This is a genomic window from Paraperlucidibaca wandonensis, from assembly GCF_042677145.1.
Lineage (GTDB): Bacteria > Pseudomonadota > Gammaproteobacteria > Pseudomonadales > Moraxellaceae > Perlucidibaca > Perlucidibaca wandonensis.
In genome coordinates this window covers 361,428-375,027 of sequence record NZ_JBHTIT010000001.1, presented here as the reverse complement: position 1 = coordinate 375,027, position 13,600 = coordinate 361,428, and the positions used below count along the sequence as shown (strand labels likewise).

11 protein-coding genes are annotated in these 13,600 nt (G+C 48.4%); 4 read left to right on the top strand and 7 right to left on the bottom strand.

Translation table 11 applies throughout. The features are described 5' to 3' along the window. Positions 1-75 precede the first annotated feature (75 nt). Positions 76-291, top strand: a complete 216-nt coding sequence (locus ACFQ0F_RS01690; RefSeq protein ID WP_379068420.1) for a TIGR02450 family Trp-rich protein — start codon at positions 76-78, stop codon at positions 289-291. A gap of 74 nt (positions 292-365) precedes the next feature. On the opposite strand, the gene ACFQ0F_RS01685 is transcribed toward ACFQ0F_RS01690, so the two are convergent. Genes ACFQ0F_RS01685 through ACFQ0F_RS01675 form a run of 3 tightly spaced genes read right to left on the bottom strand, consistent with a single transcriptional unit; the run spans position 366 to position 6,619 of the window. After that, complete coding sequence (locus ACFQ0F_RS01685) at positions 366-3,419, bottom strand: hypothetical protein (protein WP_379068417.1); 3,054 nt, start codon at positions 3,417-3,419, stop codon at positions 366-368. Next, positions 3,403-6,018, bottom strand: a complete 2,616-nt coding sequence (locus ACFQ0F_RS01680; RefSeq protein ID WP_379068414.1) for a hypothetical protein — start codon at positions 6,016-6,018, stop codon at positions 3,403-3,405. The genes ACFQ0F_RS01685 and ACFQ0F_RS01680 overlap by 17 nt, the downstream gene beginning before the upstream one ends. Next, complete coding sequence (locus ACFQ0F_RS01675) at positions 6,005-6,619, bottom strand: hypothetical protein (RefSeq protein ID WP_379068411.1); 615 nt, start codon at positions 6,617-6,619, stop codon at positions 6,005-6,007. Before ACFQ0F_RS01675 ends, ACFQ0F_RS01680 begins: the two co-directional genes overlap by 14 nt. 1,064 nt (positions 6,620-7,683) lie before the next feature. Between ACFQ0F_RS01675 and ACFQ0F_RS01670 the strand changes: the two genes are divergently transcribed. Continuing rightward, complete coding sequence (locus ACFQ0F_RS01670) at positions 7,684-8,721, top strand: hypothetical protein (RefSeq protein WP_379068408.1); 1,038 nt, start codon at positions 7,684-7,686, stop codon at positions 8,719-8,721. 63 nt (positions 8,722-8,784) lie between these two features. On the opposite strand, the gene ACFQ0F_RS01665 is transcribed toward ACFQ0F_RS01670, so the two are convergent. Further along, positions 8,785-9,456, bottom strand: a complete 672-nt coding sequence (locus tag ACFQ0F_RS01665; RefSeq protein WP_379068405.1) for an enoyl-CoA hydratase/isomerase family protein — start codon at positions 9,454-9,456, stop codon at positions 8,785-8,787. A gap of 124 nt (positions 9,457-9,580) precedes the next feature. Here ACFQ0F_RS01665 and ACFQ0F_RS01660 point away from each other — a divergent pair, with 124 nt between their 5' ends. Together ACFQ0F_RS01660 and ACFQ0F_RS01655 are read left to right on the top strand one after the other, a co-directional pair. After that, positions 9,581-10,366 (top strand): PaaX family transcriptional regulator C-terminal domain-containing protein, encoded by a 786-nt coding sequence (locus ACFQ0F_RS01660; RefSeq protein WP_379068402.1) that lies wholly within the window; start codon positions 9,581-9,583, stop codon positions 10,364-10,366. 106 nt (positions 10,367-10,472) lie between these two features. Continuing rightward, positions 10,473-10,898, top strand: a complete 426-nt coding sequence (locus ACFQ0F_RS01655; RefSeq protein ID WP_379068399.1) for an MAPEG family protein — start codon at positions 10,473-10,475, stop codon at positions 10,896-10,898. 95 nt (positions 10,899-10,993) lie between these two features. On the opposite strand, the gene ACFQ0F_RS01650 is transcribed toward ACFQ0F_RS01655, so the two are convergent. From ACFQ0F_RS01650 to glnK, 3 genes are all read right to left on the bottom strand, one after another. After that, entirely contained in the window at positions 10,994-11,380 is a 387-nt protein-coding gene (locus ACFQ0F_RS01650) for an SCP2 sterol-binding domain-containing protein (RefSeq protein ID WP_340676356.1), read from the bottom strand. A 136-nt stretch (positions 11,381-11,516) separates the two neighbouring features. Continuing rightward, a complete protein-coding gene (locus tag ACFQ0F_RS01645; protein ID WP_379068395.1) occupies positions 11,517-12,824 on the bottom strand; it encodes an ammonium transporter in 1,308 nt (435 codons plus the stop codon). Between the two features lie 25 nt (positions 12,825-12,849). Beyond that, entirely contained in the window at positions 12,850-13,188 is a 339-nt protein-coding gene (gene glnK / locus ACFQ0F_RS01640) for a P-II family nitrogen regulator (protein ID WP_379068392.1), read from the bottom strand. Positions 13,189-13,600 lie beyond the last annotated feature (412 nt).

Below are 13,600 nucleotides of genomic sequence, written 5' to 3'. Positions count from 1 at the left end.
TTGCAAACTCCAAGCGCTCCAGACATATTTGTGGCAATCACGCTGTAAATGCTGAGCACTGTTAGAAGAGGCGCTATGAACAAAATTAATCCCCGAAAACTTCTGCACAGCAAGTGGACAGCACAGAAGCCACAAGCAAAAGAGAAGCATTTCATGATCACTGATGTCGAGTTCGACGAAGAAGGTATTGTTACCTCTTGCCTAATAGAAGCCGTTATGACAAAGGGCTCAATGCCTATTGAATGGCAAGATCTAAAAAATATTGATATCTGGCAGCATGGTTGGACATAGAAATATGTTGACTACCCACTGTCGTGGAAAACTCCAAGCCAACCTTCAACTAACAAAGTTATGAACACTTTGACTTAAGAATCTAAGTTACTGTGATTTAGCAAATACGAATGACCGTATGCGAGATACATCGCTGTCATGACCCACGCCAGTACCGCTGGCTTATAGTTCTCATGCTGATTGACTGCTTCAATTCGCACCATGAGTCGGCCTTTTTTGATCTTCGGTAAGTCAATCAAGCGCTGCACATAGATCTTTTGACCATTTACGTCACGTGGCCCTTTGCCAGGCATACGCTTCTTCTCTCTCTGCCAATAGCACAACTGAACCTGTGAGCGATTTAAGATACCCATCACTGGTGTCAGCACGCGGGAGACATCATCCTTAGGTCCAAAACTAAAGGTCTCAAGATCCCGTGGGCTGTAAAAGTGCATCGCATCGACTAGACGCTCAGCTAACTCACGTCGCTGATCACGTGTCGCTTTGGGCTGATCTGGCACTGTATAAATACGCTCAATTTCGGCCAAGATGGCCCCAATCGCACTTTGTGTTGCTGCATTCACTGGCATGCGAAAAAGCTCAAATCCGTGATCTCTTTTTTTGCCTGTTCCTCGGCCTTCAACCTTCATCAATCCCACTTTTTGGTGGAGATCCACTAAATAATGAGCACGTCGATGTAGCAATGATAAAAATGGTGTGCGGTGACTTTGGTTTGGTAACAGCTCTTGAGTTGCTGTTTGTTTGGCCGCCACCGTTCTAAGCAACAAGATATCCGACACACGTATCAACAGCTTCTTGATCTCCTCACCGTCAGTTGCCAGTACCAAATTAGTCGGCTGCTGAGATGGCGTAGTAATCGAGATCACAGGAACACTCATTTCCTTTATACAAAAATCAAGCTGAACTGTGATGTGCTCATCATTTGGCAAATCGAATGGCACTTCCGTTACCGCCACCAAATAATGTGACTCATCTTTTAATAAGCTAGCCATATTAGTGAGCATCAGGTAGCTAGAGCGCAGGAGGCAGTAAAAATGAAAATAATGTGCTGCCGTGGTGCGATAGCTCAAATGACCTAGAAACGCGCTGACTGTTTTGTGCTCCAAAAAGTTCTGCGTATTTTTTCTTAACAAAGCTTTCTCGATTGCAAGAGACTCTTTTTCGATTTGATCGAAATATCGACTTCCTTCAATTTCAAGAAAGCTCACAAATTCCCAGTGTAAAGACAGCATAAATCGACAAGCAGCGCTGTGGCGCAGGCTATGAAAACTGACATCGGCTAAGCCGGCCACCTCTTTCAAGCTCGCTGAGATCACAGAAAACATCTTGCTCTCAGCACTTTTAATATCGAACCCTCTCGCCTCGAGGATATTGGTATTTTTGTCCTCAGCTGGCTGGCAAGTTGAAAACTGCTGCCAATCTTTAAAAAAAGGCTCGTCCAATAGATGCTGAAGAGTTAGCTGCCGAGTAGAGGCATCTGTTTTTAGAGCTCTGCTTAAGTTTTTCACAAACCTAATCATTGCCTCCAGTGGGCCCAAGACGTCAGAAAAATGAAGTCCTAGCAGCTCCCATCGGCGCGCACCCAAACCAAATGCCAACTCAACCAAGTAACAAGCGACATCTGCCATTAATGGATCGGAAGACTGCAACTTTAATCTGATGCGAGAGACCACCAGATCCTTCTGCTCCATCGTGATGATGTTAGCGTTGACGAGAGCTGCTGCTGAAAAACCAGCAGATGCGAACTGCTCCCCTTCGGTGCGCGTCAAAAAATCCGAAAACTTCGATACCGCGTCGATGGCCTTGGAATAGCGCGTCTCATCACCGAGCATATTTTCAACCATGGACTCCCAAGTGTCAGGGTTATCGATACGGTGGCTTAAGCTCGATACCATCGGAAACAACACCTGAGATAAGTTCTCCAAGTGCATCTTGGTTGTGCTGCTCTCAAGACCAACTACCCGTAACATCCAATCAACAAACTCCGCCAATTGGACCAACAACTCAGGCTGGGTGGTGTCACGATTAATGATGGGGGCCAACATGAAAAGCGTATGTTTCTTTGCTTTTTCCTGAGGTTTTTCAGCCAGTGAACGGCATATCTCTTGCACAAATCCCGGGCGCACAATTTTGGGCTTTTCGATCTCCCGCCGACGCAGTTCTCTGGCCTCCTCTTCGTGAACCAACATACGAAGGTCGGGTTGAAAATCAAACAATCTAGTCCAGCAGCTCTCTGATAGAGAGGTACTGGAGATCTCACCGGTCATGAAATCAACAACGTGTTGAGGCGTATTATCTTGAAGCCTCAAATATCTGATCGCCGCATTCTGAAGCCCTTTAAACTTTCTCCACGTGATATCTGCGTGCTGAGACAGTCTGGAGGCAAGCGCGTCAATGCCAACATTGATCGTAGTGACTGAGAACTCTTGGGCTGGTTGCAAGGTTAGCCACCGAAATATAAAGGCAAGTGTTAAGGGACTTAAAAATAGTCGCCGGAATTGCTGGCCGCCTTTTCCAATCGGTCCGCACACATAAAAAAGCTTTCCAAGTCGAGCCAAACGACCTGACTGCAGCTCAACAAGTACTTGTCTTAATTCAGGAAGCGATAACACCCCGTCTCGGGTCATCAGGCAAAAAATGACACCACCAAATACCTCGTCTTCGGTAAATGGCTTCGCTTTAGCGAGATAGATGCTATTTAACTCCTCGACAAGCGCATGCTGACTCAGGGCAATTTGGTGATAACTAAAGGGTGACAACTCAGGCTCATCCAACACCGCAGTCTCAGCGCCAGCATTGCTCACAAGCAGCTCATTCGCTCGTGCAAAGCCACAGGTCGACAAGTAGCGTCTTACGACTGTTTGCAACTCTATGCGATGTTTAAAAAGTTCATCGCTACTGCCCATGACCTTAAGAATTTCGCGCAGCGCAATCACAGCGCCATTTTTATTCGCTGTTGCCAAATACAATGGTTGGATTGCACCTGTTGTTTCCGCTTTCGCATGCGCTTCTAAGACACACTGCAGCAACCATTGTTGAGTCTCAGTTGATTCATTAAGGAATGAACTCAACCTGTTAGGCCACTGTGAAAAACGTGAAGCTAAAAGTTGCTCAAGAGACTGGGGCATTGGAACAGCCTCGGACGATTGGCCAATTGAGCTCAAAATTCAATAAATCATCGATTTTTTTCGCTATTCGAGACAGCTCGCTCATGCGAGCTCCAGACTGTTGAACCCAGGGCCTTAGCCCCTCTGTTGCATGACCAATAAAGATATCCAAGTAGGGTCCAAAGTCGCGCATCTCATATAGTCGGGTAAAAATCAGCCTACGTAAGCCGTTAAGCGGCATGTCAAAGTCGACACCAAACGCTTCAACATATCTTGAAAATGACTTCGGATGAAACGTTGCCGGATGACCTTCATCATCAAACAGGAAAAAGAGATCGGGATGAATCTCATCACTGGAGTGCGTTAGCCGCCAAATTTTGTTCAAAACAGCGTGGTGTTCGTCATAGGCGAGTAGTTGATCAATGACTAACTTCGGTAAGTACACGACACGCATTTCACTCTTTTCAACATAATGGCAAACGCCAAAACCATTGAAAATCTCAAAGGCATTTGGGTTAAGTGACAGTGCATCTCTGACGCCCACGGAGGCGGCGAGCAACATAATCGTCGCAAGTACTATCTGATTGTGTGCTTTCTGCCACTCACCAGTATCAATCGGAACAGAAGCCAATGTGTGAATCGCATCATGAACACTCGCCTCGGATGGGCACATGTGCAAACCAACAAAGTCATCGGAGCGGTTCCCTTTTTTTGTAAAATGCTCATTAGGTAATCCGAGCATTTCAACCATGGCATCTCTATACGCATCGATCACGCAATCTCGACGAGGAGATAAATAGTGGAGATTTATGAGACGACTCTTAGTACTTACTTCTGTGAGTAACATGGCGGTACAACCATGACCCTCATTTGCAATCAGGGTTTCAGCCAACATATTTTGGATTTGACCTGTAGAGATGCCAAATTGCTTTTGTATGCAAACTAAGTGCCTAGCTAGCGCTCCTCCTAGCTCAACTTCATTGATGACATTTTGATCAAGAGCTTTGACATATTTTAATACATCCATGAAGTCGGGAACGTTTATCCAGCGTTTAGTTTGCCGAGCATTTACTGAGTTAACTGGATAGACATCAGGTTGATTAAGCCGAATCCAGAGACGTCGATCATTCAAATTTAAGGCAACCGTATAATAATCTGGCAGAGTTTCAACCTCTTCATCCGCCCCAATATTGATTAAGTGGCTGCTTAGTTTTTCTACATCACGGCCCGTTACCCATGCCAGAGCGATCAAGATTGATGCTGCTGAATCATTACCTTGACCCATCATATTCGCCTGAAGATAAACCGCTAAACCGTAGCGTGCATCTAGACCGACGTATGACACCCTCGTTGGCTGTCTTTCCGCCATGCGCCGTCGAAAGTCGGCCGCGTTAATTGTCACAACCTTGAGCGTGTGCTCATCCTGCTCCTGGTCTTCGAAATCTAGTTTGTCGACCTCATAGGGCAAAAGCTCGACTACCTCCTCGATCGCTAAATCATTATCCTGCGCAAAGGTTAGATCAACATCAGTGGGCTCACTGAAAATCGGCCCTTCAAGGACTTCCTCCTCGTTACGAAACTCGATTCGAGTGGTTGGTAAAAATGTTGGGTAACTATCGGCATCGATGAGACTTCTGTAGCCACTCACACCAAGGTGATTATCTTTCTCCGGAGGAAAGCGTTGATGCTCTTCTTCTAGTAGTTTTTGCTCCTTAAGATTGGTGTCGGTGTCGGTGTCGGTGTCGGTGTCGGTGTCGGTGTCGGTGTCGGTGTCGGTGTCGGTGTCGGTGTCGGTGTCGTCGGCAGTCTTCCGCTTTGGTGCAGACTTTTCACCCAGCAGCCGAATAATTTTTTGAAGGTGATCTATGGTTATCCTGTGCTCATTTTCATCTTTACCAAAGCCATCTTTACCACGACCATTTGTTTCAGTTAATAAGCTAACTATGTCCGATAAGACATTTGATAATCCAAGTGCATTTTTATTTTTGTCGGCTAGCCTTTTAAAATGCTTAAGTGGTCCATGCATCTGTTGCAGTCGAACAAGACCTTGTGCAGCGGCCGCTGCTCGAGACTGAAATTGGCCTTTGTTGTGCTGCATATACTCCTGAAGGTTTTTGTGACTTACCTTCCTCAAGTAGTCAATCCAATCAACTTTCAAGTTGTACTTTATGGTAATTGCCAGCACCCAAGCTGAAACATGGTCAAACCCTTGCACTAGCGCAGGCAAAGAATCCTTTGTAGGCTTGGTCACAATCAAGGCTGCATAAGTCCCGTGAGACCACATGCCATACCCCTTGAGCGGATGTTGCGCCTCACCGACGGCTTTTTGGCTGGCCTCAATACCGCTCTTGTTGATGTGCAGAGCTAGTTCTCTATACTCATTTGGCCAAGTACTCATCTCCTCTCTAGCGGCTTTTGTCCATGCTCGCATTTCTTCACTGGGAGGAATTCCAAGGCCCGTAAAGGCAGCTGGATATGTATCAACCAAATACGCGAGACGATCAATAGCCGGAATAAAGCAGACGAGATATGCCGAGGCGTCTGTTAGATGAAGAAGCCTGTCGGTTAGCTGGAGCCCACCTAACAGCGATCTGAGGTCATGGAGATTATTTTTTTTCATTTGCCAATCTCCTCAACCGCTCACGACTTTTTCGTTTACGCAATGCGGCTGGAGAGATACCAAGGGACTCAGCCTCTCTTCTAGAAATATCACCCTTTGATAGGGCTTTTTTAGGGATTGGTAATTGTGATGCTTTAGTTGGCTTTGATGCTTTTTGACTCTTCGCCGTACTTTCCACAGTGATGTTACTCACAAGCCGATTCACCCAAACGACAGGATACAAACGCTCAGGATTTAGCTTTCTAATAAGCAAAGTCGAATGGCGAATATCGCCAGTAATGACAGGGTTTGGTTGCTTGACTAGAAGAATTGGTCGCAACAGAACAATGTCGGAAAGATTACCTGCAGGTTCTAACTCGCAATCAGCCTCATCTATGTCTTCAACCAACAGGGATTTAAGATAATTTCCCGATACAAACTCGACACCCTGGAGGTCTTGAATTGGAGGATTATCAGGAGGCTGAATAAATGCCTCTTCAGCCGAATAAGTTATTAAACAATCATCGCTTTTGCTGAAGCCAAGCCATGACTCAGCCAATCGGTCAGTCGGCATTGACCGGGATTGAATAGCTATTTTTTGAAAGGCTGCTTGGGCATCCACCTTGCGCCACCTACATAGCAATGCTTAGTAGTGTTTTTATCGCACGTAGTCACAAAAAAACCAAGTAGGGGTCACAAAATAGTGTCACGATGTCACATTTTTTGTGACATCGTAGTGACAAAAACCACAACCATAAAAACACCTAAAAGCACATTGTGTGCGCGATTAAAAATACCTAAAGCCCGTAAGAGCTAACAAATACAGGGCTTTTGAGTGCTTTAATGTAGAATCAGGTTATTTGTGACGGTAGTGTGTTTTTCTTTCACACGGGGGGTCACTGGTTCGATCCCAGTATCGCCCACCAAACATTAAAACCTGCAAAGCCTTGTGCGATGCGGGTTTTTTGCTTCTGGGATTTGAGAAACTTCATTTATATAAAAAACACCACTGCATTGCATTGCAATAGGACAAGAACAATACTAATACAAGTCACAACAGAAATAACAAATCACATCATCGCCAAGCCTCATCTACACCAAGGCAACGAGCTCGCATATGCGCGTGTTATAAAATCGTGCCGATTTAATTAGCGCTGGCGACGCTTTAATAGAAGTCATTCCATCTAGCGGTAGCTAGCCTCACAACACTCAGCCTTATATGGCCAAATGTTAAATCCAAACCCGGTACAACTACGCGAAAATAAAAAAAGCTCAATAAAGGTTTTGCCGACATTGCCCATGATGCTTTCCATTCATAGGCAATGCGTGATCGCCTAATCCACCGAAGGCTTACTGGCCATGGGTCGTTGGTTAAACCACGCTGAGGCCGATACCCGCACCCTACCGTTGACGCAGAAAATCGCCAGCCTTTTCCGGCGATGGTTGGACGTCACCTGCATACAGTGAAAGTCTTTTGGATCACAAGCAATAGGCAAAAAAGCCGACATTAGGCATTTTTATGACTATTGCTGCCTTCAGAGTCAAAATTGTTACACTATCTATACATAATGTCAGCTAAATTTGATTTAGCGTTACATACAAGAACTTGACTTATCTTGGCTGACAACGTCATCTCATAATGATAAGTTCCTCTGGTGAAACAATAACTACAAAACAGGGCACCTCATGAACATAAAAAAAATCTCGCTCATCGCGCTATGCGCGGCAAGCTTAGCGCTGACAGCCTGTGGCACCGAAGAAAGCTTCGGCACCCTAAGTAATGAAGAATCTGGTGGTGGCACTGGTGGTGGCACTGGTGGTGGCACTGGTGGTGGCACTGGTGGTGGCACTGGTGGTGGCACTGGTGGTGGCACTGGTGGTGAAAGCCCATTAGCAGCACTATGTGCCATCCCAACCCTAGGCCCAGCCATTGTTGAAGGTTCTGGCGGCACTTGTGGCGAAGGCACTGGTGGCACAGACGGTGGACTCCCTGGTGTAGAACAACTAGCAGCTTTATGCGCTATTCCAGCTATTGGCCCAGCATTAGTAGAAGGTGCCGGTGGCACGTGTGAAGCAGGCGCTGGCGGCGACTCCCCAATTTCACTTGAACAGCTCTGTGCCATCCCCGGTGTTGGCCCAGCACTAGTTGGCGGCGCAGGTGGTGCATGTACTGGTGGCGGCTCCATTCCTGGCGTTGAGCAGTTAGCAGCACTTTGCGCTATCCCAACACTTGGCCCAACCCTCGTAGAAGGTGCAGGCGGAACATGCACTGGCTCTGGTGGTGGCACAGCAATTCCTGCAATCCCCGGAGCTGAGCAGCTTGCAGCACTGTGTGCTATCCCAGTCATAGGCCCAGCACTAGTTGAAGGCGCTGGCCAATCGTGTGACAGCGGTAGCGGTAGCGACTCACCCATCTCACCTGAACAGCTCTGCATAATTCCTGGTGTTGGCCCAGCATTGGTTGGTGCAGCAGGCGGTAGTTGCAGCGATGCGCCTGCAGATGGCTCAGGCTTACCTGACGCTACAGCGCTTTGTGCCATTCCAGTAATTGGACCACAGCTAGTTGCAGCAACAGGCGGCAGCTGCGGTGATGGCGGAACAGGTGGTAGCCCACTGGATAGCCTACCCTTAGACATGTTGCCACTGGATCAGGCAGCACCTCTATGCGCACTACCAGTACTCGGCCCACTCGTGCTTGGTCTACTTGGTGTGAACTGTGGTTAGTAAGCAATAGCGTCACAAAAACGAAGAAGCCCCTAACTTAGGGGCTTCTTTTTGCCTGTAAATTTACTTCGACAAATACACATCCAGCGCAACACGGAAGCGACGCTTAATCAGCGTATACGTGGCGCGATCTTTCTTCGCCATTTCAGTCGCCCATGCCATTGCTGTTGGCAACAAAGCCTCCGCGCTCAGAGCATGCTCAATCACGCCTTTAGCCACGGCCTCTTCACCACCCCAGGCCACACCAGTGCTCATCATTTCCCAGGCGCCTGCGCTATTTGGTAATAGGCGCACGACTTCGGTCATCAATGGAGTGAAAGGCACTTTGATATTGACTTCAGGGAAGCAGAAACGGCCACGATCAGCGCGCATAAAGCGAATATCACCCGCAGAAGCCATAATGGCGCCGCCCGCATAGGTGTGGCCATTGAGCGCGAATGCTACTGGCATGGGAAAGCGTGCAACACGCAAGAACAGTGCCTCTAAGCGCGGGGCAAAATCATTGAGAAAGTAGGGAAAGCCATGAGTCGCTAAAATTGGCTCAATATCGATGCCATTGCTAAAAAACTTAGGATCATCGGCAGTAATTACCAAGGCGGCATTGCCTTCAGTGGCTTCGATGGTGTCTAGCGCTTCATTCCACGCTGCCATCGACTCGTTATTAAAGCGGTTATCGCCATGACACAAGGTCATCAGCCAGACATCGCCTTCACGGCTTAAATTCATCCACGACATAATACGGCTCACCATCGGAAAAAACACAGCATACCCAGAGAGCTACCCGCTTGTCACAAGCTAAACGCTTCGCCATCATTGGCGCCTTAGTGCCCAGCGCCCGCCAAGACCCGAAATTATTACTATGAAACTCAATGCCCGCCATTTAATTCTCGATGTCATGCTTGCTAGCGACGCCCATGTGCTTAGTGCACGCGAAGCTATTTTAGCCTGTCGCACCTTCGATATTTCCGAAAACTCCGTGCGTGTGGCTTTGGTACGCTTATCTGCAGAAGGTCTAATTGAAGGCGCAGGCCGAGGTAGCTACCGCCTAGCCACCGCTGCGCGCGACCTTGCTGGCGACATCGCGACTTGGCGACAGGCTGAACAACGCCTACGACCATGGCAAAAAGATTGGCTGGTGGTGTTTTCCGCCGGCCTTGGCCGTAGCGATCGCACCGCCTTGAATCGTCGCGAACGTGCCCTACAAATGCTCGGCTTCCGCGAACTCGACAAAGGCCTGCACGTACGCCCCAATAATATCGAGAAGGATGTTGATGCCGTACGCAAACGTCTGCACAGCCTAGGCCTTGAAAGCGATGCCAGCGTTTTTAGCGCAAATGATTGGGCGCCCGCGCGTGAGAAAGAAATGCTGAAACTCTGGGATATTGAGGCGCTGACTCGGCAATATGAAAGCGTGCAAATTCAACTTCGTGCATGGATGGCGCGCGCTAGTGACTTGGACCCAGAGGTGGCCGCACGCGAATGCTTTTTGCTTGGCGGCCAAGCGATTCGCCATGTGATTTTCGATCCCTTGCTGCCTGAGCCGCTGGTGAATGCCAAAGATCGCCAAGCCTTTGTGCAAACCGTGCGTGAATTTGATCAGCTCGGCCATAGCATTTGGCGCAAGCTTTACGACATTAATGAATAAGTACTACCGCTCATCGCACGATAAAAACAACTTTTGTCGGACTGTCTATGCGCTATAGTCCAAGCGTCGCTGTGCATCAAGCCAGCACTCAATAATCGAGGTCTTTATGACGCCCCTATCCCCGGCCATTTGCGCCCTTCTGTGTTTTACCGCACTCACCGTTGTTTTAGCGCTTGGCTATGTTGGCTATCGCGTGGCATTGGTACTGAGCTTTAAAGCCGCTGCCAATTCATGGACTCGCGGTGCAGCAAGCCATGTCGACCCCGCCATAGTGACTCGTGTTCAGCACGCGCACATGAACTGTATAGAGAACCTACCGGTATTTGCCACGGTAGTGTTTATTGCCTACGCAATGGGTCAGCTAGCACTGATTGATGAGTTAGCCATGGTCTTTATCGGCCTGCGTGTGGCACAAAGTGCGGTGCATGTGATCAACACCAATGCCACCATGGTCTTTATCCGTGGCAATCTCTGGCTCGCACAAATGAGCATCATCGTGTTCTGGCTGTACCAGCTCTACGCCGCTCACTGATCATGATAAGCGCTGCTGAGAGATTAGTAGCGCTGCTTTTATTAAGGCGTAAAAAAGCCCGGCTAGCCGGGCTTCTTATTTTTGGCAGCTGAAGCTTACGCTGTCAGTTCCAAAATTTGCTTGAACAGATTTTTCTGCTCTTCGCTTGGACGTGCAGATTGCAGAGTCATGAGCTTGCTCATGTCGCCCTCTACTTTGATCTGACCAGTCATGAAGCCTTGCATGCCAGCAGCAGCATCACCTTCTAAGAAGATTTTGCGCAGCAAGTCAGCAGGCAGGATCAATTTGGTGCCAGCGCTGGCATTGTGGCCACGCTCAAACTTTCCGCCATTCAGTGCTAGGTCTACGGAGCCATCTGGCGCGCCGTTTACCGTTACGTTCATCACCATGCCTGCAACAGCGGCAGGAATATTCAAATCGCCAGCAGCAGCGGTCAATGCGTCTACTTTGTCGAACCATTCTTGTGACAGGAAAGCGGCCATCGTTGCAATCTCCTAAAGCGACTCAGCGCTATAAATTCAGGGTTAATATCGGAAAACAAAACCGAATGCCGAAACTACACGATGGCTTCGCAGCGCGCAACAGCGCACTGCGAAGCCATCACTTGATAGGCAAAACCTAGAGGTCGTAACCACGCTCATCATGCAGCGCCAAATCCAAACCTGTCCGCTCTTGCTCACTGCTGACGCGTAAGCCACGAGTGATTAGTCCTGTCAGCTTGAGTAAGCCCCAAGTAACCACAGCGGTATAAATAATCGTAACCCCAACACCAAGTGCCTGTACTCCGAACTGGCTCGCAATACTGTCATTGGCGCCCGAAAAACCTTGGCCTGAAAAAATGCCCAAGTTCGGACTGGCAAGCACGCCGACCAACAGCGTACCCAAAATACCGCCAATGCCGTGCACAGGGAAAACATCAAGCGAATCATCAATTTCCCAGCGGCGTTTAACAATTTGAGTCATGTTAAAACAGACCAAACCAGCCAATAGACCAATAAGCAACGCCCCCATCGGCCCAACATTTCCAGACGCTGGAGTGATAGTCCCAAGGCCTGCCACCATACCGGTGACAATTCCCAGCATTGAAGGTTTGCCGAAGCGCTTCCACTCACAGGCCATCCACATCAGTGCGCCGGCCGAGGCCGAAATATGTGTCACCAATAAGGCCATGCCTGCCGAACCATTGGCAGCGAGTGCAGAACCGGCGTTAAAACCAAACCAGCCGACCCAGAGCATACCTGCACCTGTTACGGACATAGTCAGGTTATGCGGTGGCATAGCATGCTTTGGAAAGCCGTTACGCGGCCCAATCACCAGAGCAGCAACTAAAGCCGCAACACCGGCCGTGATGTGCACGGTGATACCACCGGCGAAATCGATCACACCGAGCTGACTTAAAAAGCCGCCACCCCAGACCCAATGCGCCACCGGTACATAGACAGCAGCAGTCCATAGCATCGAAAAGATCAGCATCGCCGAGAACTTCATACGCTCGGCAAACGCACCGATGATGAGTGCTGGAGTGATGATGGCGAAGGTCATCTGGAAGGCGACAAACAGTATTTCGGGGATGTCACCTTGCATGGAGTCGGTGCTAATGCCCTGAAAAAAGGCTTTCGATAGATCACCAATGACTGGCTGAAGGCTGCCACCATCGCCAAAAGTCAGGGAATACAAGCCAAACAACCATAAAATGCTCACACCACCGGCAATAGCAAAGCACGCCATAAGGACTGAAAGCACATTCTTGGTACGAACCAAGCCGCCATAGAATAAGGCCAGGCCCGGGAGAGTCATGAATAGCACTAAGGCCGTGGCTGTTAAAATCCAGGCTGTATTACCTGAACTAAGCGCGGCATCGGCCGCGAACACTGGGCTGGCGCAAGCGACAGCAGATAGGCCTACGGCCAGTTTGCGAAAATACACAATGCTCTCCTCAAAACACTGAGCCTTAAATGGCGTCGTCGTTGGTTTCACCTGTGCGAATGCGCACAACATGCTCTAAATTGCTAACAAAGATTTTGCCATCACCAATTTTTCCGGTTCCAGCAGCTTGCGTAATAACTTCAATCACGCTGTCGACCTGCTCATCACTGACGGCTAAATCAAGACGAACCTTAGGAACAAAATCGACCACATACTCGGCACCACGATACAATTCGGTATGGCCTTTCTGACGACCAAAGCCTTTAACTTCGGTGACGGTAAGACCAGTAATGCCAATGCCAGACAATGCTTCGCGTACATCATCGAGTTTGAACGGCTTAATCACGGCAGAGATCATTTTCATAAGTGAGTCCTTGAGGTTGCAATGAGGTTAGGTAGGAAGAGCATCATTAAACTCGTGAGATAGCATACCCAGAGTTAGTGATTTCTCCCATAACCTATTTTCAATGAGGTCTCTTAGGCCATCGTCAAAAACCCACCAAAACATGCAAATTAAACGCACATTCGTGTTGATGAGTTGTAAATAAAAGCAAAAAAAGGCCAATTAGCTGCATTTTGTCGGTGCACCAAAACGCTATTGGCACTAAAATGCGCCCGTCTAAATATACCCACTGATGTTGAAAGGTTATTTAGCAGCATGTCCGACACTTGCCGAGTTGCCCAGAAGCCCCTGCGATTGCATGCTTAGTGCGCAACCTCTGACGTGTTCGTCTGACGTTCTAATCTGTTAAACAGGAAGCAGCTATGTCCCACGC